Origin of the sequence: Streptomyces sp. NPDC012510 (assembly GCF_042955065.1) — a bacterium.
In the GTDB taxonomy this organism is placed as follows: domain Bacteria; phylum Actinomycetota; class Actinomycetes; order Streptomycetales; family Streptomycetaceae; genus Streptomyces.
The window spans coordinates 55,417-80,129 of the sequence record NZ_JBIBEN010000011.1; the positions used below are offsets into that span (position 1 = coordinate 55,417).

Below are 24,713 nucleotides of genomic sequence, written 5' to 3' on the forward strand. Positions count from 1 at the left end.
GGTGCTGTGCGGGACTTTCGAAACACCCCTAGCGCTCCGAACCGGTCGGCCCGGCGTCCGTGTCCTCCTTGCCCTGGGCGTCGGCTGCGGGCCGCAGGGCCTTGGTGCTGTCCTTCAGGCGCTCCAGCGTGCGCGTCAGTTGCTGGAACGCGGATGTCGTCCACGTCCCGGACTGCTGCTGTCCGGCGGGAGTGGCCTCGGCGGCCTCACGGTAGGCGGCGAGCGCCTCGTGGGCACGCTCGGTCGCCTCCCGGTACAGGTCCCGGGACTGTGTCATGGCCTCCAGTGCCTCGGCGTACATCGCCACCCGTTGGCGTTCCCGGGCGAGTTCCTCCTCAAGGGTGAGGAGGTGCCAGTCCTCCCGCAACGCGGTGAGCGCGTCGTCGGCACCGTCCGGCAGCAGCCGCGGCAGCGCGGCGAACCGAGTCACCGCCGCGACGAGGTCGGCCGGCTCCGAACCGTCCAGGAACACCGCGCGGACGGCGAAGTCGTCGGAGTCGTATCCGGACGGTTCCGGGGTGCCGGGCAGCACCACCGCACCGCCGCGTGGCACCTCCACGTCGAACTGCCGCAGCGCCCAGTTCACGACGCGTAGTTGCTGCGGCGCGGCCCGGTGTTCCACGATGCGGTGGCGCAGGCTCGGCGGCAGCCACCGCGCGAGGGGCAGCCGCCCGCGCTCGTCCGTGGTCATGGCCTCGTGGACGACGACGTGGACGCACCATCCGCCGTGCCCGGCAGTCCTCAGCAGGCGCCGCACGTCCTTGTCCTCATCGGGCAGGGCGTTGATCCTGCTCAGTGAGAGGCCCGTGGCGGCGTCGTGGTCCCAGTCGCCGTACTCCGGCCAGAACCGGGTGACGGGGGACGGCCAGGCCGGATCCCACGGCTGTTCCGCCTCCGCCAGGAGGGTCCACTCCCGACCGCCGCCCAGATCGGGGGCGAGGCTCAGCCGGGCGCGTACGGTCACGTCGTCGGGAACCCGCCAACGGGCCTCGAACACCCGCTCCGGCAGGTCGCCCTCGGCCTGGGGCACCTCCAGGAAGTCGTCGATGACCTGGCTGTCCTTGAGCTGTCGCAGGGTACGACGGAGTACGCCTTCCGCGTCGGGTCCGACGTGGCGGCCGCGAGCCGGCCACACCGTGGGGGGAGTTGTGGGACGGTCTGTGAGGGAGGTCGGCATGGGTCCACCGGGGAGCAGGGGCACGTGCGCATGCCAGTATCGCCGCCCCGGCCCGGCGGAGATCACTCGGGGTCCCGACGGCCTCGGCCCCGCCCCTGTCACCCCCGGTCCGGGAGGGGCCCGGCGTTCCTGCCGCGCGGCAACCCCCTCGTCCTGCGGCAACCATCTCCACCAGGCGGTTCGTCACACGACGATCTCGTACACCCGCGTTCTCGTCTCTGTGGACACCCTTCTGAACCGACCCTCTAGGATGTCCGCCGCGCGTCACGTCACATGCGGTTGACGTCCACGCGCGGTTGACGTCACGCGCGGTCGTCCCTGTTGGGCGGCTGTACGTCCGTGAGCCGGTTCGTCCGGCGGTGTCCGGGTAACAGCATCTACGGGGGAGAACTTCGGTGTTCGGAATCATCAGGCCATGCCGCCACCGCCTGGGCGAGGGCATGCGTACCGAGTGGATGGCGCATCTGTGTGGGCTGTGCCTGGCGTTGCGCGGAGAGTACGGGCAGTTCGCGCGGGTGGCCACCAACTATGACGGGCTGATCGTCTCGGTGCTGACCGAGGCGCAGTCGGAGCGTACCGGCGACTGGCGGCGAGGCGCCGGTCCTTGTCCGCTGCGCGGAATGCGGTCGGCGGACGTGGCGCAGGGCGAGGGCGCGCGGCTGGCGGCGACGGTGTCGTTGGTGCTGGCGGCGGCGAAGATACGGGACCATGTGGCCGACGGTGACGGGCTGTTGGGGCGCCGCCCGGTGACGCTGGCGGCACGCCGCATCGCCCATGGCTGGGACCGTGCGGGCGCCGCGGGCGGCGAACGGCTCGGCTTCGACACGGCGGTACTGCTCGGTGCGGTCGAACGCCAGCCGGAGATCGAGCGGTCGACCGGCCCCGGCGGCTCGCTGCTGAGGGTCACGGAGCCCACGGAGACGGCAACCGCCGCTGCCTTCGCCCACACCGCGGTGCTCGCCGACCGCCCGGGCAACGCCGAACCCCTGGCGGAGGCCGGCCGTCTGTTCGGTCGCCTGGCACATCTGCTGGACGCGGTGGAGGACCTGGACACCGACGAGGCGTCCGGCGCGTGGAACCCGATCGCCGTGACCGGCGCGGACCGCGCCGAGGTACGCCGGCTCTGTGACGACGCCGTCCATGGGATCCGACTCGCCCTGTCCGACGCCGAGTTCGTCGACGGCCGGTTGGCACAGGCGCTTCTGGGCGGCGAGTTGGAGCGCGCCGTCGACCGCGTCTTCGATCCCCGGCACCGCCACCATCAGCACCGCCGCCAGGCACGGGGCCCGCGCACGCTGCCCTGGCTGGGACGCCGAACGGCGACGGAACCGCCCCCGGAGACCGGCACGGGCACGACCTGCGGCGTCGGGGCGCTCGCGGGCGCGGCCCCGGAGAGCGCCGCCATGGCGTCGGGTCGGCCGCGGGAGGGGGAGTGTCGGCGCTGTGGCCGGTGGCGCCAGTTGTGCGGCCGGTGCGGGCTGTGCTTCGGCTGCTGCACCTGCGACGAGGACGCCGGCCCGGATGACGGAGAGCCCTGGCAGTTCGGCGACGGGAACCGCAACGGCGGTTCGGGCCAGAACGGATCCGGGGGCGACGGCCGGTTCGGAGGTTCAGGCGGCGGCAACTCGGGCGGATCCTCTGGTGGGTCTGGTGGGTCTGGTGGGTCTGGTGGGTCCGGTGGTGGTTCGGGTGACGGCTGTGGCGGTGGTGGGGGTGGCTGCTGCAACCCGTGCAAGTGCTGCTGCGACTGCTGCGACTGAAGGCGGACGACTCTTCGGGCCGACGGCGCGACGGCTGTTCGAAGTACCGAACGGCACCCCCCACCCAAGGAGCGCCGAACCCGATGGTCCGCACCTCCACCGGCCGTTACCTCCTCTACGCCACCGGGGGCGGCCTGTCGGACCGGACCTCGGCCAACCGCATCGCGTTAGGCGCCGGCGGCGACGCCTTCACCACCCGACCGAGTTGGTGGTCGCCGTACGGGACGAACGAGGCGTGGGCACCCGACCTCTCGTACCAGGGCGGCTAGTACTTGATGTACTACTCCGTATCGACCTTCGGGTCGAACACGTCGGCCATCGGGCTGGCCAGTGTCGTCCACTCCTCCACCGCCTCCTGCGACCACAACGCCATCGACCCCAACCTCTTCGTCGACGACAAGGGCAGGCCCAGACTCGGCATCAACCTCCTGAACCGGAGCAGCGGTTGGCCGGTCGCCTACTGAAAGAGACCGTCGTGTCAACCGCGCCGACGCCACATCTCGTGCACATGGCGGCCCAGCAGTGGGCCGCCGAACACCACGAAGCCGACACCGATGAGCCAGGACTGGATGATCAGAACGGTGCCGACCGCCCCATAGGTGATCGCGTTGCTCACGATCAGTGGCGAGAACACCTGGTCCGAGAACAAGCGCAGGCCACCCAGGCCCGCCATCGTAGCCACCGCGCCCGGGAACAGGGCGCCCCACGGCACCCGCTCGCCCAGCAGGAAGTGCTGCCCCCACCAGAAGAACAGCACCCCGAACAGCGTGGCGAGCATGATCCGAACGGCCGACTGTGCCAGCCCGTCCCGCAATACCGCCCCGCTCTGCGTCTCGGCAAACAGATATCCCGTGAGCGCGCCGAGCCACACGACGCGGCGCCACACATGGTGCCAGGGGCCGGCGGGCACCTCCCAGATCCTCTCGTAGCCGTTCTGCACACTCGCCGCGAAGCTGACGCCGAACAGCGCGACGAGCAGCCCGCTGAGGACGCTGGTCGCGCTCAGTACCCTGCGCGGTGTGGCGAACAGTTCACGTACCGCGTCGGCCGGGCGCCCCGACAGACTCATCGCGTCGATCACCCACAGGGCGAAGCCCTGTTCCTGGAAGGGGAGCGCCGCCGCCACGACGATCAGCAGGGGAACCAGGGTCACCAGGCCGAACGCGGAGAAGCCCATGGCCCGGTGCAGCAGTTCCAGTTCGCTGCCGTGGTGCCAGAGCCGTCCGACGGCCGAGTCGTGCCAGCGGGACCGCAGTCGATGGTGGTGGCGCGGCCGCGGCTCGCGCGCAGCGCCGGAGCCGGAGGCGTCCTTCACGCGTGCCTCACTTCCCGGCGCGCCCGGAGGGGCGGGACGGGGCCATGGCCCAGCGGATGGTCCGTGTCACGGCATGGCCGGTGGGGCGTACGGCGAGGTTCTCGATGACCGGCACGCGGGGCAGCCACAGCATGCCGCGGGCCCAGGGCGGCAGCAGTGCGACGGCGTTCACGGCCAGGACGCCGTAGAAGGGCCGTACCGCGAGGGGCAGGGGAGGCTGGAACAGCAGGAAGCGGGCGGCGGCCCTGGCCTCGGGCGTGGCCCGCAACTCGGGCCGGTAGGCGAACAGGTGCTCGGACAGCTCGCGGCGGTCACGCGGCGGGTCGGTCACCCCCAGCGCCCCGGCGACGCGCCCGGTGTCGGCGACATAGGCGTCGTAGCCGCTGGCATCCAGTGGGCGGGCTCCGTAGCGTTCATGGGCACGCAGGAAGCTGTCCGTCTCGGCGGCGTGCACCCAGCCGAGCAGATGGGGATCGGCCGCGTGGTAAAACACCCCCTCGGCCGTCGTCCCCCGGATCCGTTCGTGGATGCCGCGGACGCGATCGACCGCCCGCTGGGCATCCGCGGCCGTGCCGTAGGTGGTCACGGCCAGGAAAGTACTGGTGCGCTGCAGTCGGCCCCACGGGTCGCCGCGGTAGCCGGAGTGCCCGGCCACCGCCGCCATGGCGAGCGGGTGGAGGGACTGCAGCAGCAGTGCGCTCAGCCCGCCGATGAACATCGAGGCGTCGCCGTGAACCGTGCGGATCGGGCGGTCGGGCCCGAACCAGCGCGGTCCGGGGGTGTCGTGTATGCGGGCCCGTACCGCCGGTCCGTCGGGCCCGGCGACACGGCGGAACAGGGCCTGGCTCAGCTGGTCACGGACTACGGTCAGCACGGTCGGCCTCCCCTCTCCTCCTGCCCAGTGTCCGACACGCCCTCCCGAAACAGGGCATAACGGCACGACCTGTCGCCAGGTGGGCGCGCGAGCGAGGGGCCCGCGTCGAGTGGGGGCGGTTGTGCTCAGGGCCGGTCTGGGCGAGTGGACTCGTCGCGGCCCGCATCCGCTTCGGCGCGCTCCTCGGCGCCCGTCTCCAGGTAGCCGGGGTCGTTGCCGGCCACCCGGCCCACAAAGGTCTCGTTGGGTGTGGTTCCCGTCGTGCTGTGTTGATCCGCCGCCTTGGACGAGCCGGGCGACCTGCCCCCCGTGTGTTCGCGGATCCTCGACCACAAAGACATGGTGCCTCCCTGATCAGGGGACGAATACCGGTACCGATATCGATACCGACGTCGACGACGTACCCCTCGAAGGCGTCGGCATTCGGTGCGTCGGTGCGTCGCTGTGCGGTGCCCGCCCGTCTCTGCGGCGGGGCGACCTCCTGTGGTCAGTGGTGGCCGTGGCCGCTCGTGATCTCCTTGTACTCCTCGACGGTCGCTTTGGGGATCTGGGTGCCTTTGCCGTAGTAGGCATGGCGGAGCTTGGACCGCAGCCGGTCGAGCCTCCTCTTCCGCCCGGCGCCGTGCTCGTCCACCGCCGGTCCCATCGTGGCCGGGTCGTACTGTTCGTGCGCGGTGAGCGTGTACATCTGCTCCTGGCTGAGCGGTTCGTGCAGCTCGATGTACTCACCGTGCGGCAGGCGCTTGATGATGCCCGACTCGCGACCGTGCAGCACCTTGGCCTTGTCGCGGCGCTGGAGGCCGAGACAGACGCGCTTGGTGACGATGAACGCGATCACGGGGCCGGCGAAGAACGCGATGCGGACGAACCAGGTCACCGCGTTGATCGACAGCCGGAACCGCAGGGCGATGATGTCGTTGCCACCGCCGATCAGCATGATCAGATACGCGGTGACCCAGGCGGCGCCGAGGGCAGTGCGGGTCGGGGCGTTGCGCGGCCGGTCCAGAATGTGATGTTCGCGCTTGTCCCCGGTGATCCAGGCCTCGATGAACGGATAGACCGCCAGGACGCCGAGGAAGAGACCGAAGATCACCAATGGGAGGAACACGCCCAGAGCGAGTGTGTGCCCCCAGAAATTGATCTCCCAGCCGGGCATGGCCCGGACTAGACCTTCGGCGAAACCCATGTACCAGTCGGGCTGGGCGCCCGTGGTGACCTGGTCCGGACGGTACGGGCCCAGGACCCAGATCGGGTTGATGGACGCGATGCCGGCCAACAGCGTGGTGAAACCGAAAACCAGGAAGAAGAAGCCTCCCGCCTTGGCCGTGTAGACCGGCAGCAGCGGCATGCCGACGACGTTCTTGTTCGTCTTTCCGGAACCCGCGAACTGCGTGTGCTTGTGGTAAAAGACCAGGATCAGGTGCGCTGCCACCAAGCCGAGCATGATGCCCGGCAGCAGCAGGATGTGGATCGAGTAGAACCGGGCCACGAAGTCGTCGCCGGGAAACTCCCCGCCGAACAGGAACATCGAGATGTACGTGCCGACGATGGGGGTCGACAGGATCGCGCCCTGGGTGAAGCGGACGCCGGTGCCGGAGAGCAGGTCGTCCGGGAGCGAGTAGCCGGTGAAACCGGTGAACATGCCGAGGACGAAGAGCAGGAAGCCGAACAGCCAGTTGATCTCGCGCGGCTTGCGGAACGCGCCGGTGAAGAAGATCCGCATCATGTGCACGAACATGCCGGCGAGAAAGATGATCGCCGCCCAGTGGTGGATCTGCCGGATGAGCAGACCGCCGCGCACCTCGAAACTGATGTCCAGCGTCGACCGGAACGCCTCGCTCATCAGCTGGCCACGCAGCGGGACGTAACTGCCGTGATACTCCACCTCGTTCATCGACGGGTGGAAGAACAGTGTCAGGTAGACACCCGTGAGAATGATGATGATGAAACTGTAGAGCGCGACCTCGCCCAACATGAACGACCAGTGGTCAGGGAAGATCTTGCGCATGTTCGCCTTGGCCAGGGCGTAGATTCCCAGGCGACCGTCGGCCCAGTCGGCAAGCCGCTCTCCGGTCGGCGCCTCTGCGCCAGAGTGGGACCCGGTGTTCTTCGCCGTGCTCATCCGCGCTCCCAGAAGGAAGGACCGACCGGTTCGTCGAAGTCGCCGAGCGCTTCGAGGTAGCCATCGTCATTCACGCCGATGCGCAGCTGGGGCAGCGCGTGACCGGCCGGGCCGAAGATCACCCGGCCGCCGTCGGCGAGGTCGAAGGTGGACTGGTGGCAGGGGCAGAGCACGTGGTGCGTCTGCTGCTCGTACAGGGAGACCGGGCAGCCCACGTGGGTGCAGATCTTCGAGAACGCCACGATGCCCTCGTGGGACCACTCCAGCTCGCGCTTGTCCTTGAAGTCGTCGGGCTGGATCCTGATGATCATCAGGGCTGCCTTGGCGATCTCGTTCTGGAACCCGTGGTCCGTCTCCTCCAGGCCCTCGGGCTTGGCGAAGGTCAGCGATCCGACCGCGATGCCGGACGCACGCAAGGGCTCGTTCGTGTTCATGTTGACGAGCACCTTGCCCTTGGCCCACAGCGTGTGGCGCAACTTGGTCCCCGGCAGTGGGCCGAGGTCGCGCAGCAGGACGAGGCCGGAGAGCGGCACCAGGGTGAGCGCGCCGAGCATCGTGTTGCGGATGACCTTGCGGCGGCCGAGCTGCGACTCCTCGGCACCCTGCTTGAAGTCGGCGTGGACCCTCGCGCGCACTGCGGTGGGGGCCTCGATCGGGTGACGGTCGTCGGAGAGTTCCACGTCGGACATCAGAGTGCGGGCCCAGTGGATCGCGCCCACGCCGATGGTGAACAGCGCGATGCCGAGGGTCAGACTCAGTGCGAAATTCAACGCGCTGATGTGGCCGAGCGGGAAGACGTAGAGGGAGCGCTCGATGGGGATCGCCACGAATGCGGCGATGAAACCGATGGTGGCCAGCGCCGACACGGTGAAGAGCAGGGCGACCGTGCGCTGTGACCTCTTGGCCGCCCGCTCGTCGACGTCCTGGATCCGGTGCTCATGGGGCGGCAGACCTGGATCGGCGAACGGGGTCTTCTCGTCCGCGACGGCTGCCGCGCCCTCTGTGGCGTCCCGCTGAGCGGGCATTTTGTCCTCGGGGAAGTCCTTGCCGCTCATGATCTCCTGGCCTTCGCGGTCCGGGCGGCGACCCACACGGCGGCGGCGATGAGCCCACCGAGTCCGAAGATCCAGCCGAACAGCCCCTCAGGGACCGGACCGAGTCCGCCCAGCTCCATGCCGCCGGGGCTCACGGTGTCGTCGCCGTTGACCTCGTTCAGGTAAGCGATGATGTCCTTCTTGTTCTGCTGGGTCAGTGTGCTGTCGGGGAAGGAAGGCATGTTCTGCGGACCGGTCAGCATGGCCTCGTAGATGAACTTGGGGGCGACGCCCTCGAGACTCGGCGCGTACTTCCCGTGGGTCAGCGCACCGCCCTTGCCGATGAAGTTGTGGCACTGCGCGCAGTTCGTACGGAAGAGGTCGCCGCCCGCGGCGATGTCCGCCCCCTCGGGGCTGTACTGCTCCTCCGTCGGGACGTCGGGGCCGGGGCCGAGCGAGGCGACGTATGCCGCCAGTTGGTCGATCTCGGCCTGCGAGTAGATGTTCCGCTTCTCCGGAACCTGCGGGCCCGGCTGCTGGGCGGGCATACGGCCGGTGCCGACCTGGAAGTCCACGGCAGCCGCGCCCACACCCACCAGGCTCGGCCCGTCCGTGGTGCCCTGACCGCCGGTGCCATGACAACTGGCGCAGCCCACGGTGTAGAGCTCCCTGCCCTCCTCGATGGCCAGGGACTGGGCGGTCCGGTCGGCCCGCGCCTCGCTCGTGGGTGCGAACGTGACGTAGAGCGCCCCGGTGCCGGGCAGCGCGAGGAGCAGGACGACGAGTGCCGCTAACGGCTGGCGCCGTCGCATGGAGAACTTTTTCACGGATTGTCCCGGAGTCAGGTTTCTAGTTCCGATACTTCCAAGATGTTCGGGACTCCGAGCCGCTTGGCCAGTCGGTTCGTCGTGTCCATGGGATCACCGTCTTGCTCGTTCACCCCGAGAACAGGCTGTATAGCATCCGAAAAAGTGCCAAATTGCTTGAATCGGCCATATCGGGGATGTGTCGTCGGGCGTTGCGCCGTCCGAGCGAGGGGGGAAGGGGGCCCTCTGTGAACAACGTCCGTTGTCCCTCCGCTGGGCGGCCTGCTGTTCGATCTGGGCAGAACGGTCCCTCTTGCCGGAGAGCTACCGGCCCACCTGCTGTCCTTCGCCGCGGTTCTCGCCATCAGATCCCCGACGTCCGCCACCGAGGCCGTGGACGGCCCGCGCACCCTCCTTGCGGGACATCGTCGAGGGCCTGCGCTGGCCGGCCACGGCCGCGGCTGAACACTGAGCGTTATGTCTCGTGTACCGGCGGCGGCAATGCGGGGTGAGCACCTGTCGCCGTCGCCGTCGCCGTCGCCTGAGGATGAGTCTGGTAGCGGGCGGCGACGGCGGTGGCGCGATCGCGCAGGGATGTGCGCAATGACGCCGGAGCCAAGGCTTCCGCATCCGTGCTGAGCTGCCACAGTGCCCACTCGGCGTGGCGCAGATCCTGAAACGTCACCTCCAGCCGCAGCCAGCCCTGTGCGTCGGGTTCGGGCTCTGCGGTGCGGACGGCAACGGCGGTCCTCAGCAGGTCCTCCCGCCGTTCCGGGGACACCCGTACCAGCACGGACATGTGGTCGTCGGACAGAAACCGCGCGCAACGTTCCCGCCAGAGCCGGTCCATATCAACCCGGTTCGGGCGCTGCGCTGGTTCGGGCAGTTCCTCGGCGGACAGCACCCGCGACAGCCGGTAGGTGCGCTCCGCGCCGGATCGCGTGGCCAGCAGATAGCTTCGGTCGCGTACGGTGACCAGGCCGATCGGGTCCACCGTGCGCCACTGCGGTGTCTGGTCCTTGGCCGCGTAGTGCATACGCAGTTTGTGTCCGGCCAGCACCGCGCGCCGAATCTCGAGCATCGTCGTGCCGGGCACCTCCTCAGCGACCGGCCGGCGTGAGAGCAGGTCGGTCTCCGGCTCGACGAGAAATCGCTGGATCGCGTCGCTCGCCGTGGCCCGATGACTGTCGGGCAGTGCGTCCACCACCTTGCGCATGGCCGAAGCGAGCGCCGAGCCGAGGCCGAACGCCTGCTCGCCGCGCACCGATCCGGCGGTCAGCAGGGCAAGGGCCTCGTCGTGGTTGAGTCCGGTCAGTTCGGTTCGGAAACCGGGCAACAACGCGAATCCGCCGTGGCGGCCGCGCTCGGCGTAGACCGGGACGCCGGCCGCTGACAGCGCCTCGATGTCGCGCAGCACGGTACGAGTGGAGACCTCCAACTCACGGGCCAGCGTGTCCGCGGTCAGCCGGCCGCGCTGACGCAGCAGCAGCACCAGCGAGACCAGCCGATCGGCACGCATACGAGAACCGTATCGAATACATGACGGAGGATGTCGTGCTTTGTTGGAAGGCTCGTGAGCAACGACGTCGACGACGGTGGCTACCGCGCCGACGGACGTACGTACTCACGATGCATGCGAATGGAGCCGATGTGGCAGTGGAACGAACAGCGGTCAACCCGGTGACGTGGTCGGTGGACCTGGGATTCAACCAGGGCGAGATCGTCTCCGGGCACACCCGGACCCTGTACTGCTCCGGACAGACCGCGATGGGCGCCGACGGCAAGCCCCAGCATGACGGTGACATGGCCGCACAGTTGGCGCTGAGCCTCGACAATCTGGAGGCGGTGCTCGGCGAGGCCGGTATGTCTCTCGGGAACCTAGTCCGGCTCAACGTGTACACCACCGACGTCGACGCGCTGTTCCCGCACTACGGAGTGCTCGCGTCGCGGTTGGGCGCCGAGGGGGTGGCGCCGACCACCACGATGCTCGGGGTGACCCGGCTGGCGGTCCCCGGCCAGATGGTCGAGCTCGAGGGCACCGCGGTCGCGTGACACGACCGCGGTGCCCCTGCCGCTCGTGCCGGGCGAACCGGCATGAGCGGCAGGCAGGTTGCCCGCCCGGCTATCGGCTGTGCAGCACGGTGTCAGGATTCAGTGGGGACTACGGTGTTCTGGCAGGCAGTCAGTAACCAGCGTCCGTCGTCCTGCTTGGACATCACATACAGCGGGGCGCCCTCGCTCTCCTCGCCCGGGGTCAGATAGAGCTGACGAACCTTGACCGCCGCGACGTCGGGGCGAATGAAGAGCACGTGGACCACCTCGTAGGTGACCTTGCCGTCCCAATCCGCCGCGGGAAGGACCCTGCGGGTGAACTCCGAGATCGCGTCGAGGCCTATGAGAACCTTGCCGCCGCCGGTCGTCCAGACCGCGTCCGGATGGAAGAGGCCGAGGAACTCGTCAGGGTCCTTGTGTTGCTGCGAGTGCTCGACGGTGGCTACGACCTGTTCTATGGCTTCGATATCTGCATCGGCGGCGTGCGCCGTGGTTCCCGTGGTCATGTGGACCATGGTGTGAGCTCAAGCGTGGTTGAGGTCAAGAGGCGCTTGCGGATTGCCTTTGGATACAACCTTCCCGGGTGTCGGGCCGTCTCATCCGGCAGGAGCGTTGCGCGACGGGCGCGCGATCGGGCGTGACCAGGCGCGACCGAGGGGATCGAGGGGGACATGATGCGACGTGCAGGAGCGGCAGTGGCGGTGCTGGTGCTCGCGGGCGCCACGCTGGGGGCGGCGACGAGCACAGCGGGTGCGGCCACCGGGGCGCAGGATTCGCGTGCGGCGGCGGCCTGCCCGACGGGCTGGGGTAGTGGTGCCAAGGGTGGTGCCGCCGTGGGGGCCGATCACCTGCGGGACATCAGGACCGGACGGCACGAGTGCTACGACCGCGTCGTGTTCGACGTGCCCGGCGGCGGCGACCGGATCGGTTACCACGTGCAGTACGTGGACCGCTTCTACGCGGACCCCTCGGGCGAGTACATACCGGTCGCTGGTGGGGCGATCCTCGAGATCCGCGTAGGCGCGTGGAGCTACGACCTCGACGCAGGCGTGCCGACCTACCCCGGCAAGGTCGGCAAGCCCCTGCCCGGCGTGGATATCAGCGGGTACAGCACCTTCCGGGACACCCGGTTCGGCGGCACCTTCGAGGGCCAGACACAGGTCGCCGTCGGCGTCCGCGCCCGACTGCCGTTCCGTGTGACCCAGTTGGACGACCGGGTCGTGGTCGACGTGGCCCACAGCTGGACGAGCTAGTACTGCGTCAGGAGCGCCAGGAAAAACACCCGTGGGGACGAAGGGCGGTGCCGGCGACGCAGTCCAGCGCATCTGCCTGGCACGCGGGTGCGGCCCCTGACAGCCCGTGGGCCCGCGCAGTGGCCCACGGGCCGCGCTCCCCCTGCCGTGGAGCGAAGGCCGTCATGTGAACGGTGTGTCGGTCATGCGGTTGGGGTCAGGCGCCAAAGGGACGTGGTCTCGGCGCTTCTGGCGATGTGAAGCGGGTCGGTGGTGTCCTTGGATCGTGGGTGCCGAGGTTTGGTGTCGATCTTGTCCACGACCTGGAGGTGCGCCGCCTGGATCGCGGCGAACAGGTGTGGACGTGTCCTGAGGCCGAGGTGCTCCGCCAGGTCCGACAGGACGAGCCAGCCCTCGCCGCCTGGTCGGAGACGGTCGGACAGTCCGGCGAGGAAGCCGCGGAGCATGGCGCTGTCACCATGCCAAATGCCAAGCATCGTGGTCAGCCCTTCCAGTGGGGAGACACGGGCTCGCACAGGCCTTGCCCGGCTGTCAAGGCAGGCGGCCACCACCGTGGCATCCGGCGCCGGGTGCGGTCCGTACCGGACGCACGGGGGCGGGGCAGGCCGGTGGCGCCCGCGCGTTCGATCGAAGGGCGGATATCAGCCATCGTTTGGCATGCTCCTTTCAATATCATGCTGGGGCGGGCACGCTGCACCACAGTTCGCTCCACTCCGACTCGCACCGTCTGTCTGTCCGGGGGGCCGACCTCGCCGCCCGGTCCCCACCGCAGAAGGAGTACGTGTGAGAGGCACACCCCGCGTAACTGGCACCCCCCGTTCCCTCCTCGGCGCCCTCCTCGGCGCCACCGTGCTGTTCACCACCGGCGCCCTGGCCGCGCCGGCGGGCGCCGCACCGGCGCCGAGGTCGGACACCGGCGTCACCTCCGTGTCGGCCGACGCGCAACGGCAGGCCCGTGCGTTCTGGACTCCCGAACGGATGCGGACGGCGACGCCGCTCGACATGGTGAACGTCGACGACCGTGTCGACAGCGGCTCGGCTCCCGCCAAGGGCCTGAAGACCACCGTCGCCCCCACCGCTCCGGCCGTGGCACCTGCCGAAGCGAAGGTCATGGCCTTCCCGAACAGCGGCGGGCCGTGGACCGGCGGCGGTGCGGTCGTCTCCACGGCGGGGCGGGTGTTCTTCACCTACCAGGGCCGCACCGCGTCCTGCTCCGGCAACGCCGTCACCAGCGCCAACAAGAGCACGGTGATCACGGCGGGCCACTGCGTCAGGATGGGCGGCGCCTGGCACGCCGACTGGGTCTTCGTACCCGGCTACCACGACGGCCAGGCGCCGTACGGCAGATGGGCCGCGTCGAAGACCCTGTCCACACCGCAGTGGACGGCGAGCGAGGACATCAACTACGACGTCGGAGCGGCCGTCGTCGCCCCGCTGGACGGAAAACAGTTGACGGACGTCGTCGGCGGGCAGGGGCTCGCCTTCAACTCCGGCTACAACGTCGCCATGTACTCCTTCGGCTTCCCCGCCGCGTCGCCGTACGACGGACAGAAGTTCATCTACTGCAGCGGCACGACCACGCGGGACTTCCTCCTGTCCAACGACCACGGCATGACCTGCAACATGACCGGCGGCTCGAGCGGCGGGCCGTGGTTCACGCAGTTCAACGAGTCCACGGGCACGGGTCTGCTGACGTCGGTGAACAGCTTCAAGTACAACTTCCTGCCGAACCGGATGTACGGCCCGTACTTCGGTGCCGACGCCCAGAGCCTCTACCAGACGGCACAGTCGTCCTGACGGGGCCGGTGCGGAAGGACCACCTCGTGAAGTTCCCGTCCACTCCGAGGGCTCCGGCTTCGACCTGGGGGTCCGGGCGGTCGGCGCGCTCGGTCACGCGGTGAGGGCGAGGTTGTCCTCGCCCTTCACCAGCGGCCCGTTCGGGGCGTGCACGGTGGGCTGCGTCCCTCCGGCGTGTCCTGCTACGGCATGTGTACGGGCTACGGCGCGTACGGGGCGTCGCTGTGGTGCAGTTCGACCATGGCCGGCTCGCTGACCGCGTACACCGCGGTACGCGTGAGGGTGACGACGGCCGCCGGGTCGTCGTCACCGCGGGTCCGGTAGACAACGGTCACCTGACGTGGTTCCCCGGCGGGCGGGAAGTCGATGGAGACCACGGGTGTGCGGTCGCCGAGCTCGGCGGCGGCCGCCGGGACGGGGGTGCCGGCGTCGTTGCGCCACGTCACCAGGGTGTAGAACCTGCCGGTGCCCCCGGTCGAGATCTTCAGCGCGCCCACGGCGTCGGCCGCGCCGTCCCCGGTGATGTCGCCGATGGCGCACTGCGGCTGCAGCTCGATCACGAGACCGTCCGCGCCCTCCCAGCGTCCTGCGCTGAGAGCGGCTCCCGCAAGGCCGTAACCCTCCAGCCCTCCACCTTCCAGGGACGCGTTCTGCAACTGACCGCAGCTCAGGGCCTTGGAGCCCCCGGCTGCGGTGCCGCTGGACTTCGGGGACGGCGTCTTGACGGGGATGCCGGGCGTCTTCGCCGGACTGTCCGGCGTCTTCGTCGGTGTGGCGGGCGTCTTGGTCGGGGTGGCGGTCGGGGGCTCCGATGCCGTGCCCGCCTTTCCGCTCCCGGTCGCCTCGCCCGGAGCCGGCTCCTTAGGCCCGCAGGCCACGACCAGCCCCGCGATCAGCCCTGCTGAGACCATCTGGGACACCCGTCTCGCACATCCCCTGGATCGGTTCACTCGTCACTCTCCGTCGTTCCATGGCCCGGCATTCACGCTGGGCACGGTCGGAGACGCGGGCGGGTGGTACACGGTTGCACCGAGTTGTCCCCGTCCTGTAACTCCGGAACGGTTCGCCCATTGCCTCGGCGTCAGCGGACAGCGGACAGCGGACAGCGGACCCCGGGTTCGGGGGCGGTGCGGTGGGTGACGCGGCGGGTGGCGCCAGGTCGGGCGGCACCGGGGTCAGCGGGTCGATGGCAGGTGGCTCTGGGCGTGTGGTGAGGTGGGGATCATGATGAGGAGTGACGCGGTCGTGGTGCCGGAACTGTATGTCGGCTACCCCGGGGTGGCCTTCGGCGGCTACGTCGCCGGCGTGCTGGCGGAGCGGTCCGGAGCACGGACGGTACGGGTGGACTTCCGCGGGCCGGTGCCGGTGGGCGTCCCGCTGACGATCGCCGAAACGGCGGCAGGAGGCGTGGAGTTGGGCGAGGCAGATCGGCCCCTCGCCGCGGCACGCCCCGCCGAATTGCTGCTCGACGTGCCGGCCGCGCCTTCCTGGGACGAGGCGGCCGCGGCGGCCGAGAGGTTTCGGGACGCACCGCCATCGGGCGTGGTCGACTGCTTCGGCTGCGGTCTGCGTGCTCCTGATCACGGTCTGCGTGTGCACTGTGCGCCGGTGCCGGATCTCGGTCTCGTGGCCTCCGCCTGGATCCCTCCCCGCGCGTTCGCCGACCCGGACGGCCTGCTCCCGACCCAACTGGTCTGGGGCGTCCTGGACTGCCCGGGGAACTGGGCGGGCCGCTTCCTGGGCACCCAGCGTCCGGGCGCGGTCACCGCGTCCCTCACGGGCTCGGTTCTGCGGCCGGTCGCTGCGGGGGAGCGGTACCTCGTGTACGCGTGGCTCCTGTCGGAGTCCGGCCGCAAGCACACGATGGGGGTCGCGCTCGCCACGGTAGGGGGTGAACTGTGCGGCATCTCCGAGGCGTTGTGGATCGACCCCAGGCCTGCTGCCTGAAGCCGCCGGTGCCGCGCCTGCCGCCGGCGCCGCGCCTGCCGCCGGCGCCGCGGGTGCCGTCGGCGGGACGGCGAGGCCGAAGTGTCCACCCGCGCGGGGTGCGAGCCGCTCCGGGTGAGCAGCAACGCGAGCACGCCGATCAGGCGCTGCCGACACTCCCGGCGAAGAGCGGCACGGCGGTGCTGGGGAGGGGCGCGGTCACGGCGCTCCTCGAGAGGGCGACGGATGCCCGGCCCACGTCGAAGCGCAGATATCGCCCCAGCCGGTGAACACCTCGTTCCGTGTCGGTGCGTGCGCGCGGCGAGTCCGCCGTACTCGTCCTGCGAGCGGGTGGTGGGACCTGGTCAGGAGTCGGTGCCGGCAGCCTTGTCGGGTTTGTGGGCGAGCAGATGCACCTCCTTGAACTGGCGCCGGTCGCTGGGCTGAGGCTCGCGAACCATCCGGGCCGTCTCGGCCAGACCGGCGGTGCGCAGCGTCCTGGCGAGGTGGTCGGGCGCCCACCGGTAGGCGGTCGTGACTGTGTGATCGAAGGCCTGCGTGGGATGAGAGGGACCGTCGCTGGCTGAGAAGCCGATCAGGAGGTGGCCGCCGGGCCCCAGCACGCGGTGGAACTCGGCCAGGACGGCGGGCAGTTGCGGCGGCGGGGTGTGGATGATGGACCAGCGTGAGAGGACGCCTCCCAAAGTGCCGTCGGCGATGTCCAGCGCGGCCATCGAGCCCACGTCGAACCGCAGGCCGGGGTGAGCTGCTCGGGCCAGGTCGATCATGGCGGGAGAGGCGTCCACGCCGAACGCCTCCAGCCCCAGCTCATCCAGGTGGGCGGTGATGTGGCCGGGCCCGCACCCCAGATCCGCGACCTGGCCGTTCCCACTTGCCCGTACGACCTCGGCGAAGGCACGCAAGAACGCGCGGTCCAGGGGTCTGTCACGCAGTTCGTCGCTGAACAGTTCCGCGTAGAGAGGGGCAGCGGCGTCGTAGGCCTCGCGGGTGGTGCTGAGGGTGTCGCGTTCGGTCATGCTCACGACCGTAGCGCCTGCCAAGAGGCAAGTTCAGCTTGACAATCTCGAATTGTCAACGCGTACTTGCCTCATGACTCTTCCGGACCTGGACGACCTCATCGCAGAAGTGGACCGCAGGTGTGACACCGCACACCGCGCCGCCGGACAAGAGCAGCCTGACTGGCTCGCCCTCCTTGCCGTCGCTGCCCAACTCGCAGGCCAACTGCAGACGTTGGCAGACGACCTGGTCGAGGACTATGTCGAGCACTGCCGGATGCACGGCAACTCCTGGACGGACATCGGCGCCGCCCTGGGCGTGACCCGGCAGGCGGTGCAGCAGCGTTTCCACGCTCCGCACAAGCGCTACGGCCCCGAGACGATGACTGACGACCTCCGCCGGGCGATGGTCCACGTCAAGCAAGCGGCGGTGCACCACCGCAACAACTACATCGGCACGGAGCACCTGCTGTGGGGACTGACCGCGGAGGACAACGGTGCCACCCGGCTCCTGCGGGCCGTAGGCGTCTCGCCGGAGACGGTCCACCATTCCGTCGGAACCCGGCTGGGCATGGGCGCTTCCCAGGCCGCCGAGCGCATCGCATGGACGCCCTACTCCCGCAAGGCGATCGCCATGGCCGAGGCACGGTCCGGGCGGAACGGCTACGACCGCATCGACTGCGACGACCTGCTGATCGGCCTCGCCCAGGTCGGCCGTGGAGTGGCCGCCGACATCCTGGCCGAGGCCGGCTTCGACCCGGCCACCCTCGACGCCGCACCTGCCGACGCCTGAACCCATCACGGTCTCGGCAAGGGCGAAACCTCATTCCGGAGGGTTGGCGCCCCATCGCTTATGAGGAGGCAACTCTGAACGCCGACGGGATGGTGGTGGACGGAGATCGGGTCGAAGCAGAGGCGTCACGTCACTGCTCACCGAGAGACGGCTGCCGGGCGAGGAACTCCTCGAACGCCGCCTTCTGCTTCGGGTCCATGAAGCCTTGGCGGACATCGCGGGCCTGCTCTTGGAGCCAGTGCGCCTCGTCGGGGTCCAGGAGCTCGGCGACCACCACGCCGCCGCGAGCTACCGCCGTGCGCTCTCCGACGCGACGACGAAAGAGCGTGAACGGGCCGAATTCCGCCGGGTGGGCCAGTTCCGGCTTTTCGGTTCCAGCCCGCTTCCCGTCCCCGGGGTCACGCGTCGGGAAGGCGGCGGGGGCCCAGTGTTCCCAGAGCGCCAGCGTGGCCGCGGGCACCAGTACGGCGCGCTCCGCCTCTTCGTGCCCCTCCCACATGAACGTGACAGTGACGGGCTCGCCGACCGCCTCAGCCAGTCCGAGCACCCTCTCCATCTCATCGTTGATCGGGTAACCCGCCACCACATCGATCTGAATTCCCATGCGGCCTGAGACTACTGACTGGTTCTGACAGATCCGGCGCGAGCACGTCACCCGGGCCTCGAGGATCCCTGCCCGGCGTCCCATGCGCGGACTGTGAGCGCCCGTGGAATAAGGTGCATATATGCGCATGAACCAGGACGATGATGCGAACCGCGACAACGCTGCCGGCTCGGGCGTGAGCGGGCCGGACGAGGATGCCGAGCGTCGGGCTGCGGAGAAGTACATCAGTGACCTGCTGGCACGGGGCGAGGCAGTGTTCGAGGGTGAGGAGCCGACGCCCGGCACGACGCATATCGTCAGGCGCGAGGACGACGGACGGCTCACCGCCCGTCGTCTGCGCTTTCTCGGCTGACCGCTCAGGCGAAGCAGCGCCGGACCAGGGCCAGGCCCTCGGTCGCCTCACTACGTGTGATCTCGTGCGTCTTGAACCGGGCCGGGTTGTCGTCGACGACCGCCGTGTCGGAGCGGTACTCCTGGGGTACGTCCACTCGCCCGCGACGCAGCAGGTCCTCCAGGTACGACGTGGCGACCTGCTCGGGGTCGGCGGGCCTCAGTGAGCCGCCGGCGGGATCGGAGCCGGCGACGCCGAATCGCCGCACTTCTCCCGGGGCGCTGAGGGCGAGCGGCCCCTTGATGCCGTACGCCATCCCCTGGACGGTGACGGTCGTGAGGCCCTGATCGTCACTCCCGCCCGGCATCGCCTCGGCGAGGCCGGCACCTCGGCGCGCGACCTCCGCCACGGTGATGGATGTGGCGGCCTCCAGGGAGAGGATGCCGTGCCGGACGAACGCCGAGCGCAGGGACTGGCCGTGGGCGCCGCCGAACCGGCGCTGGTCCGCGGCGATCATGTGCCCCGCGAGCTGTGCGTAGTAGGCGGACACCACGGGTGCGGCCACGACGGCGTCCACGAGCAGCTGACCCGCGATCTCCGCGGCCTTGGCCAGAGCGGCCTGGTCTTGCGCGGGCTGCTGTCGGAAGATCCCGGCGACGATCTTCAGGAACGCGCCGCTGAACACCCGGGAGAACGAGTGCGGCCCGCTGCTGAGCATGCTCGCGGGTCCGACCGGCGGCAACTGCACCGGGTCGCGGTAGAAGAAGTTGTTGGACATGTTGCGCAGGCAGTCGGGGTCGACCCGGTCCGGGGTGAGCTGGCGGATCGCCCAGCCCAGTTGTTCGGCCACCCTCGAAACTCGCGAGGACAGCTCCAGGTTGCCCTGGGTCTCGGTCAGGACGGTGACGCGCAGCGACTCCATCTGGAGGGCTGTGAGCAGGGCGCTGATGTCGCCGAACGCCTCGTGCACGGCATCGGCCTCGTGCATCGCCGCGTTCCACAGTTGGGGGCGCAGGGCGTCGAGCACCGCGTGGCCCATCTCGTGCCGGACGATCTCGGGGCTCTGGGCCGAGAAGACCTCCACGCCCGCCACGGTCCGGTGGAAGAACTCGAGGCCTCTGCGGGTGTAGAAGGCGTTGAGGTCGATGCCCTCGTCGAGGTGCACGGTGAGCACCCGTCCGACGGACGGCACCCACTGCGTTCCCGACGGAACCAGCGTGCCCCACATCCGGCTGGCGCTGCTGAGCGCGTCGGCGGCCACCCAGTAGCGGAACGCGGGCGTGCCCGGACCGGCGCTGTCGGGCTGCGGCGCGGTCTGCGTGATGGCCGTGGGGAAGGGCTGCGTCTCGAGCTGCGGCACGGGGTGCCTCACCGGCACGACTCCCGGGGGAGCTCCGGGATCGTCCTCGTACACCAGCACGGTCTGATCTATCGCCTGTTGGGGTTGCACCGTCATTGCGGCTCCATCGAAGGGGAAGGGGGAGCTGTGGGCGGAGTGCGCCACGGGGGAACAGTAGGCAAAAGTCCCTTATGCTCAGTACGCGCCGTGTGACCGAGAGTGTCAACTCGAACACGAGAAGAGACGGCCGCTCGGCGCGCCCCTCGGACCGCTCGCGACGATGACCGCTGCGCAAGCCGCGCGAGGTGCGCTCTGCCACCGGAGACCAAGCGGTGCCAGAGCTGTCGCCTACTGTTCGCCCAGACCCGTGGCGCGTTGATCCACCTCGATGTCCGAGCGTCGTGCACCGGTGAACCGCGTGGGCCTGAAGGCCCCCAGGAGCTCCTGCTCCTGATCGGTTGTGATCTCGGCCGCGACCAGGCGTCCCAGGACCGGTGCCAGGGTGACCCCGCTGTGAGAGACGAGGCAGTACACGCGGGACCTCGCGGAGGCGTAGCCGGCGATCGTGTGGCCGTCTGCCGGCAGCGAGCGGAAGCCGATGCGCAGGTCGATCTCAATTGACCGGCCGGGGTCGGTCAGCAGCGCGGAGAACCGCTCGGCAAGGGTCCTCGCGATGTCACCGTCCGGGGACGGAGGGTCCGCCGGATCGACGCCGGCGTTGAGGTCGAGCGCCTGGAGAACGGTATGCCCGCCGGCCGAGGGGCGGAGGTTGAGGCCGGGGCTGTGAACCACGCAGCGCAGGTCGAGTTCCGGGGACCTGGCGTAGCCGAGCAGGCCGACCGTCTGCGCTCCGCGACCGGTGCCGGTCACCATGGGGATGTCGATCCCGGCCCTTGCGGCGAGCCGTTGTGTCCAGCGGCCTGCCGCCAGGACGACCCGATCGCCCGTACAGACCCGGCCGCCGACCAAGGTGACGGCCACTGCGGCGGGCCCCTCGGCGATGCCCTCGACCTCGCCGATCGCGCACCTGGCTCCGTGCTGCTCGGCGTCCGCCAGCAGGTTGGTCACCAAGAGGTCCGGCAGAACGTATCCCTCGCTGGGGAAGTGCGCGACGGACGTGATGGACGCCGGGACGCGCACGTCGCCCGCGATGCGCGTCGCTTCGTCGGCGGTCACCCAGTGGGCGGGATAGTCGAGGCCCCGCAGTCGTTCCACGTTGTCGGCGAGCCGACGCTCGTTCGCCGAGTCCGCCCACTGCAGCGCCCCACTGCGGAAGTAGGCCGGCGCGCCGCGCAGTTGCTCGGCGAGCCTGCCGTGCTCCTCCATCCCGGCGAGGTTCAACCGGTGGTAGTCCGGGTCGGGCTTTCGGCTGGAGTTGGTCCAGGCGAAGGTGGTCGCGGTCGTGCCGGTGCCAACTCCCCGCTGATCGAGCAGGAGAACCTCTTCGCCGGCGACGGCGAGGTGCCTCGCGACACTCACTCCCAGTACGCCGGCACCGATGATGATGACCTTCATGTCCGTGCACTCCTTTCCGGAAGCGACACGCTGCTCACCCGGCCGGGACCGGAAGCTCCAGGAAGAACTCGGCGGTTCCCGGGCGGACAAGGGTCGTGACCACTTCGACGGTGCTCGCGTCGGCGAGACGCAACTCCCTGCGCCTCATCAGAGCGGGCGTCCCGGTCTCGCTGTGCAGCAATGCGGCGTCGTGCTCGTCGAGCGCCACGGGGTCCAGATAGAGCCGGATCGAGTCGATCGGCACCCCGCTGCGCTGGAGGTAGGGCAGGGTGACGAGGGCTTCGAGGTTCTCGTTCAGCAGGTCGGGGGCTGCCGCGAAGAGCACGACGTGCCGTTCGACCGACTGCGGTTCCTCGCGTACGTCCAGCTTGCGGCGGACCAGTTCCACCACGGCCGTGTCGGCGGGGGCGCCGGGGAGGGCCAGGACGGCGTCCGCGGCCCTGACGATGCGCGCGGAGACGACTTCGTGCCTGCCCGGTACGCCCTTCGCGGCGGCCGAGGGGGTGACGAAGTTGAGCAGATTGATCTGCCGCGTGACATCGGCGACGAACGTTCCGTGGCGGCGTCGGCGGATCGCCAGTCCCGCCTCGGCGAGGTCGTTGAGGACCCGTTGGGCCGTGGCACGGCTGACGCCGTACTCGGTGGAGATGTCCATCTCGCTCGGCAGGCGTGACCCGGCGGGCAGCGCCCCGGCTCGGATCCTTGCCTCGAACTCTCGCCTGATCCGTACGTAGAGGGGCACGGTCGTGCGGCGTTCGGCGCCCGTCCCGGCACCTGAGGACACGGGGCCGGGACCCGCCTGCTCTCGCATGTCGTCTCCCGCCCTGACTGTGCGGCGACGGCCGTCGTCCCCATTGGAACGTACAATCACGCAATTGACCGGTCAATAGAGTGGGTGGAATCGAGGGAGACTTGCCGCCTGGTACCAGGAGGCGGTGCGCGGGCCGAACGGATCCGGGGTGCCGCGGCGGTCGGGGTGGTCCTCTCCTGGCCGGTCTGCTGCACGGTGATCGCGCCGAGCAGCCCGTCGGGCGAGGGCCCTGCTCATGGCCCGCGGCCCACATCGCCAAGTGCCGCACGGGAGCCTGAAGCGAGCCTGCCGAACGGGTCCGTTCCAGCCGACCGTGCGGGGTGTGCGACACCTCCTCGACACGCGCACCCGCACCTAGTCGGTAAGGTGTGCGCCTTGTCGATGATCAACCGTGGGCGGCCGGGGGGCCGCAGGGGGAGGGACGGGTCGTGGCCAGACTGCCTCAAGTGTTCGCGGTGCCTCGGATGCTGCGGCATTTGGCGGCCACGGGAGAGGGGCTGCCGCCGGACGGGACGGTCGAGGTGGACGCACCGGATCCCGCCCTGCGGGCCGCGCTGGTCACGGCCCGGTCGGGTGGCTGGGAACCGGCGGCGGAACTGATCGCGCGGACACGCACCGCCCAGGACTGGGACCTGCGCGGCCAGTGCAGCGCGCACCTGGCCGAACTGGCCCTGCACCACACCGGATGGCTCGACGACTGGCGGCGGGAGCGGCCCGGTGACCCCGATCTCGCCTTGGTGGCGGCCGAATTGGAGATCGACCGAGCCTGGGAGATACGTACTGCGGCCCGCGCCCGCCATGTGTCGCAGGAGCAGTTCACGGCGTTTCGCACGGTGCTGCGCGACGCCGAACACACCCTGCGGACGGCTGCCGACCTCAACCCCGGTGATCCCGTCCCATGGCGGATCCTCATCTCCCACGCCATGGGACTCGGCGCTCCGCGTGCGGTGTTCGACGAGTACCTGGCCCGAGGGCGCGCAGCCGACCCGCACCATGTGGGCCTGCACTCCCGTGCCGTGCAGTACCTGGCGCAGAAATGGTACGGATCGCACGCCGAAATGTTCGAGTTCGCCGAGTCGGCGGCCGCGGCAGCCCCCGAGGGTTCACCATTGCGCGGACTGCCCCTGCACGCCGTCACCGAGTACGCGCTGGAGCACGACGCGGGGATCGGGCAGGGGCCGGTGGCCTGGTCCCGGATCGAGGGACTCGTCGAGGCCGGCCTGGAACTGTCCGCCGCGTACGAGCCGGGCGACCGGCGAGCGGCAGGTTTCCGCAACCACCTCGCGCTCGCCCTGATCCGCTCCGGGCGCGAGACGGAGGCCCTGGAGGTCTTCCGTCTCATCGGCACCGATGCGCGTATGTTCCCCTGGGCGTACATGGGTGATCCCAGGGAGGTGTTCCTCCTGATGCGCCGGGGGGTGCGCGCCCATGTGGCACGCCGGACGCCGTACTTCGGCGGCTCCGTCCCGGCCCCGGCCGTGCGGCGTCCGCCGGGTGACGCCGCGGCGGACACCGCTCCTGCTGCTGGGACCACTCCCGTGGCCATGGCTGTCGCGCTCGTCGGCGCGCCCCTGGGGGAGGTCCGCCAGGCGGTCCTGATCACCGGCACGGCCATGCGCCTCGTTCCGGCACCCGGCGGCGGCACCTTCGTCGAGATCGCCTACTCGGCGGATCCGCCGGGCCGCCGCAAGAGCACGCGCGAGACCCTGCTCGGCGAGGGCGGGCTGCCCCGGCTGGCCGGTACGTTCAGCCGGGGCGAGAAGTGGCCTGTCCTGGTGGCGGTCAAGGAGGGCGCGGACTACACGCTGCACCTGTACCGCGACGGTCGTCTGCTGGCCGCCCACGCGTGGTGGGCCGACCCGGCCGAGATGCCGACGCAGGAGGACGCGGCGGAACGGGCGAGCGCGCTGACGGCGGCCTACGGCACGGCGGACCACCGTCCCCTGGCCGCGATCCTGCGCGGCACCGGTGAGCCACGGCAGCACCTCGACGAGGCGTTCGAGGGGCTCGGACTGCCGCCGCTCCCGGCGGGCTTCGGGCACCGTCCCGAGCCCCTGGCCGAGGCACGGGGCGCTCAGTTGGTCGAGCGGCGGTCCTTCTTCCGCGCCATCAGGGAGTCACTCTCCACCGACGGCGACGGCACCTCCGGCGGAGAACTGCCCCCGCTGTCCTGACCGCCTCCCCCTCG

The 24,713-nt window shown here is 70.0% G+C and carries 23 protein-coding genes and 2 pseudogenes; 9 read left to right on the plus strand and 16 right to left on the minus strand.

The window, feature by feature from the left end; genetic code table 11:
• Positions 1-28: 28 nt before the first annotated feature.
• Positions 29-1,177 (minus strand): hypothetical protein, encoded by a 1,149-nt coding sequence (locus ACFY9I_RS21270; protein ID WP_391003814.1) that lies wholly within the window; start codon positions 1,175-1,177, stop codon positions 29-31.
• A 395-nt stretch (positions 1,178-1,572) separates the two neighbouring features.
• On the opposite strand from ACFY9I_RS21270, the gene ACFY9I_RS21275 reads away from it, so the two are divergent.
• A complete protein-coding gene (locus ACFY9I_RS21275; protein WP_391003816.1) occupies positions 1,573-2,937 on the plus strand; it encodes a DUF5685 family protein in 1,365 nt (454 codons plus the stop codon).
• Positions 2,938-3,020: 83 nt separating this feature from the next.
• A pseudogene (locus ACFY9I_RS21280) lies at positions 3,021-3,344 on the plus strand (family 43 glycosylhydrolase); the annotation flags it as partial.
• 71 nt (positions 3,345-3,415) lie between these two features.
• Here ACFY9I_RS21280 and ACFY9I_RS21285 read toward each other — a convergent pair.
• The 7 genes from ACFY9I_RS21285 to ACFY9I_RS21315 all read right to left on the minus strand — a co-directional run bounded on the left by ACFY9I_RS21285 (position 3,416) and on the right by ACFY9I_RS21315 (position 10,607).
• Positions 3,416-4,252 (minus strand): ribonuclease BN, encoded by an 837-nt coding sequence (locus ACFY9I_RS21285; protein ID WP_391003818.1) that lies wholly within the window; start codon positions 4,250-4,252, stop codon positions 3,416-3,418.
• 7 nt (positions 4,253-4,259) lie between these two features.
• A complete protein-coding gene (locus tag ACFY9I_RS21290) occupies positions 4,260-5,126 on the minus strand; it encodes an oxygenase MpaB family protein (protein ID WP_391003820.1) in 867 nt (288 codons plus the stop codon).
• A gap of 125 nt (positions 5,127-5,251) precedes the next feature.
• The gene (locus tag ACFY9I_RS21295; RefSeq protein ID WP_391003822.1) at positions 5,252-5,467 is read right to left on the minus strand and encodes a hypothetical protein; all 216 of its coding nucleotides are present in this window, start codon (positions 5,465-5,467) and stop codon (positions 5,252-5,254) included.
• Positions 5,468-5,613: 146 nt separating this feature from the next.
• Positions 5,614-7,248 (minus strand): cytochrome b N-terminal domain-containing protein, encoded by a 1,635-nt coding sequence (locus tag ACFY9I_RS21300; RefSeq protein ID WP_391003824.1) that lies wholly within the window; start codon positions 7,246-7,248, stop codon positions 5,614-5,616.
• Positions 7,245-8,303, minus strand: coding sequence for a Rieske 2Fe-2S domain-containing protein (locus ACFY9I_RS21305; RefSeq protein ID WP_391003826.1), 1,059 nt, complete (start codon positions 8,301-8,303; stop codon positions 7,245-7,247). Before ACFY9I_RS21305 ends, ACFY9I_RS21300 begins: the two co-directional genes overlap by 4 nt.
• Positions 8,300-9,109: a c-type cytochrome gene (locus tag ACFY9I_RS21310; protein ID WP_391003828.1), complete on the minus strand. Its 810-nt coding sequence runs from the start codon at positions 9,107-9,109 to the stop codon at positions 8,300-8,302. The genes ACFY9I_RS21305 and ACFY9I_RS21310 overlap by 4 nt, the downstream gene beginning before the upstream one ends.
• Positions 9,110-9,563: 454 nt before the next feature.
• Positions 9,564-10,607: a WYL domain-containing protein gene (locus tag ACFY9I_RS21315; protein ID WP_391003830.1), complete on the minus strand. Its 1,044-nt coding sequence runs from the start codon at positions 10,605-10,607 to the stop codon at positions 9,564-9,566.
• Positions 10,608-10,744: 137 nt separating this feature from the next.
• On the opposite strand from ACFY9I_RS21315, the gene ACFY9I_RS21320 reads away from it, so the two are divergent.
• Complete coding sequence (locus tag ACFY9I_RS21320) at positions 10,745-11,140, plus strand: Rid family hydrolase (protein ID WP_391004246.1); 396 nt, start codon at positions 10,745-10,747, stop codon at positions 11,138-11,140.
• 92 nt (positions 11,141-11,232) lie between these two features.
• Here the strand turns inward: ACFY9I_RS21320 and ACFY9I_RS21325 are convergent, their stop codons facing one another.
• Positions 11,233-11,655, minus strand: coding sequence for an SgcJ/EcaC family oxidoreductase (locus tag ACFY9I_RS21325; protein ID WP_391003832.1), 423 nt, complete (start codon positions 11,653-11,655; stop codon positions 11,233-11,235).
• Between the two features lie 159 nt (positions 11,656-11,814).
• On the opposite strand from ACFY9I_RS21325, the gene ACFY9I_RS21330 reads away from it, so the two are divergent.
• A complete protein-coding gene (locus tag ACFY9I_RS21330; protein ID WP_391004248.1) occupies positions 11,815-12,393 on the plus strand; it encodes a hypothetical protein in 579 nt (192 codons plus the stop codon).
• Positions 12,394-12,575: 182 nt separating this feature from the next.
• Here the strand turns inward: ACFY9I_RS21330 and ACFY9I_RS21335 are convergent.
• Positions 12,576-12,860: pseudogene (locus ACFY9I_RS21335) on the minus strand (methyltransferase); the annotation flags it as partial.
• A 316-nt stretch (positions 12,861-13,176) separates the two neighbouring features.
• Here ACFY9I_RS21335 and ACFY9I_RS21340 point away from each other — a divergent pair.
• Positions 13,177-14,190: a trypsin-like serine peptidase gene (locus ACFY9I_RS21340; protein ID WP_391003834.1), complete on the plus strand. Its 1,014-nt coding sequence runs from the start codon at positions 13,177-13,179 to the stop codon at positions 14,188-14,190.
• Positions 14,191-14,390: 200 nt separating this feature from the next.
• Here the strand turns inward: ACFY9I_RS21340 and ACFY9I_RS21345 are convergent, their stop codons facing one another.
• A complete protein-coding gene (locus ACFY9I_RS21345) occupies positions 14,391-15,101 on the minus strand; it encodes a hypothetical protein (RefSeq protein ID WP_391003836.1) in 711 nt (236 codons plus the stop codon).
• A gap of 313 nt (positions 15,102-15,414) precedes the next feature.
• On the opposite strand from ACFY9I_RS21345, the gene ACFY9I_RS21350 reads away from it, so the two are divergent.
• Positions 15,415-16,137: a hypothetical protein gene (locus ACFY9I_RS21350; protein WP_391003838.1), complete on the plus strand. Its 723-nt coding sequence runs from the start codon at positions 15,415-15,417 to the stop codon at positions 16,135-16,137.
• Positions 16,138-16,481: 344 nt separating this feature from the next.
• On the opposite strand, the gene ACFY9I_RS21355 is transcribed toward ACFY9I_RS21350, so the two are convergent.
• The gene (locus tag ACFY9I_RS21355) at positions 16,482-17,153 is read right to left on the minus strand and encodes a methyltransferase domain-containing protein (RefSeq protein WP_391003839.1); all 672 of its coding nucleotides are present in this window, start codon (positions 17,151-17,153) and stop codon (positions 16,482-16,484) included.
• 73 nt (positions 17,154-17,226) lie between these two features.
• Between ACFY9I_RS21355 and ACFY9I_RS21360 the strand changes: the two genes are divergently transcribed.
• Positions 17,227-17,925: a Clp protease N-terminal domain-containing protein gene (locus tag ACFY9I_RS21360; protein ID WP_391003841.1), complete on the plus strand. Its 699-nt coding sequence runs from the start codon at positions 17,227-17,229 to the stop codon at positions 17,923-17,925.
• 130 nt (positions 17,926-18,055) lie between these two features.
• On the opposite strand, the gene ACFY9I_RS21365 is transcribed toward ACFY9I_RS21360, so the two are convergent.
• A complete protein-coding gene (locus ACFY9I_RS21365; RefSeq protein ID WP_391004250.1) occupies positions 18,056-18,529 on the minus strand; it encodes a hypothetical protein in 474 nt (157 codons plus the stop codon).
• A gap of 121 nt (positions 18,530-18,650) precedes the next feature.
• On the opposite strand from ACFY9I_RS21365, the gene ACFY9I_RS21370 reads away from it, so the two are divergent.
• Positions 18,651-18,881 carry a hypothetical protein gene (locus tag ACFY9I_RS21370; RefSeq protein ID WP_391003843.1) on the plus strand — a complete coding sequence of 77 codons (231 nt, stop codon included), beginning with the start codon at positions 18,651-18,653 and terminating at the stop codon, positions 18,879-18,881.
• A 4-nt stretch (positions 18,882-18,885) separates the two neighbouring features.
• Here ACFY9I_RS21370 and ACFY9I_RS21375 read toward each other — a convergent pair whose 3' ends face one another.
• The 3 genes from ACFY9I_RS21375 to ACFY9I_RS21385 form a co-directional block, all read right to left on the minus strand.
• Entirely contained in the window at positions 18,886-20,316 is a 1,431-nt protein-coding gene (locus ACFY9I_RS21375) for a hypothetical protein (protein ID WP_391003845.1), read from the minus strand.
• A 231-nt stretch (positions 20,317-20,547) separates the two neighbouring features.
• Complete coding sequence (locus ACFY9I_RS21380) at positions 20,548-21,714, minus strand: FAD-dependent oxidoreductase (RefSeq protein ID WP_391003846.1); 1,167 nt, start codon at positions 21,712-21,714, stop codon at positions 20,548-20,550.
• Between the two features lie 34 nt (positions 21,715-21,748).
• Positions 21,749-22,525: a GntR family transcriptional regulator gene (locus ACFY9I_RS21385; RefSeq protein ID WP_391003847.1), complete on the minus strand. Its 777-nt coding sequence runs from the start codon at positions 22,523-22,525 to the stop codon at positions 21,749-21,751.
• A 446-nt stretch (positions 22,526-22,971) separates the two neighbouring features.
• Here ACFY9I_RS21385 and ACFY9I_RS21390 point away from each other — a divergent pair, with 446 nt between their 5' ends.
• Positions 22,972-24,699 (plus strand): hypothetical protein, encoded by a 1,728-nt coding sequence (locus ACFY9I_RS21390; protein WP_391003848.1) that lies wholly within the window; start codon positions 22,972-22,974, stop codon positions 24,697-24,699.
• The last annotated feature ends 14 nt before the right edge of the window (positions 24,700-24,713 follow it).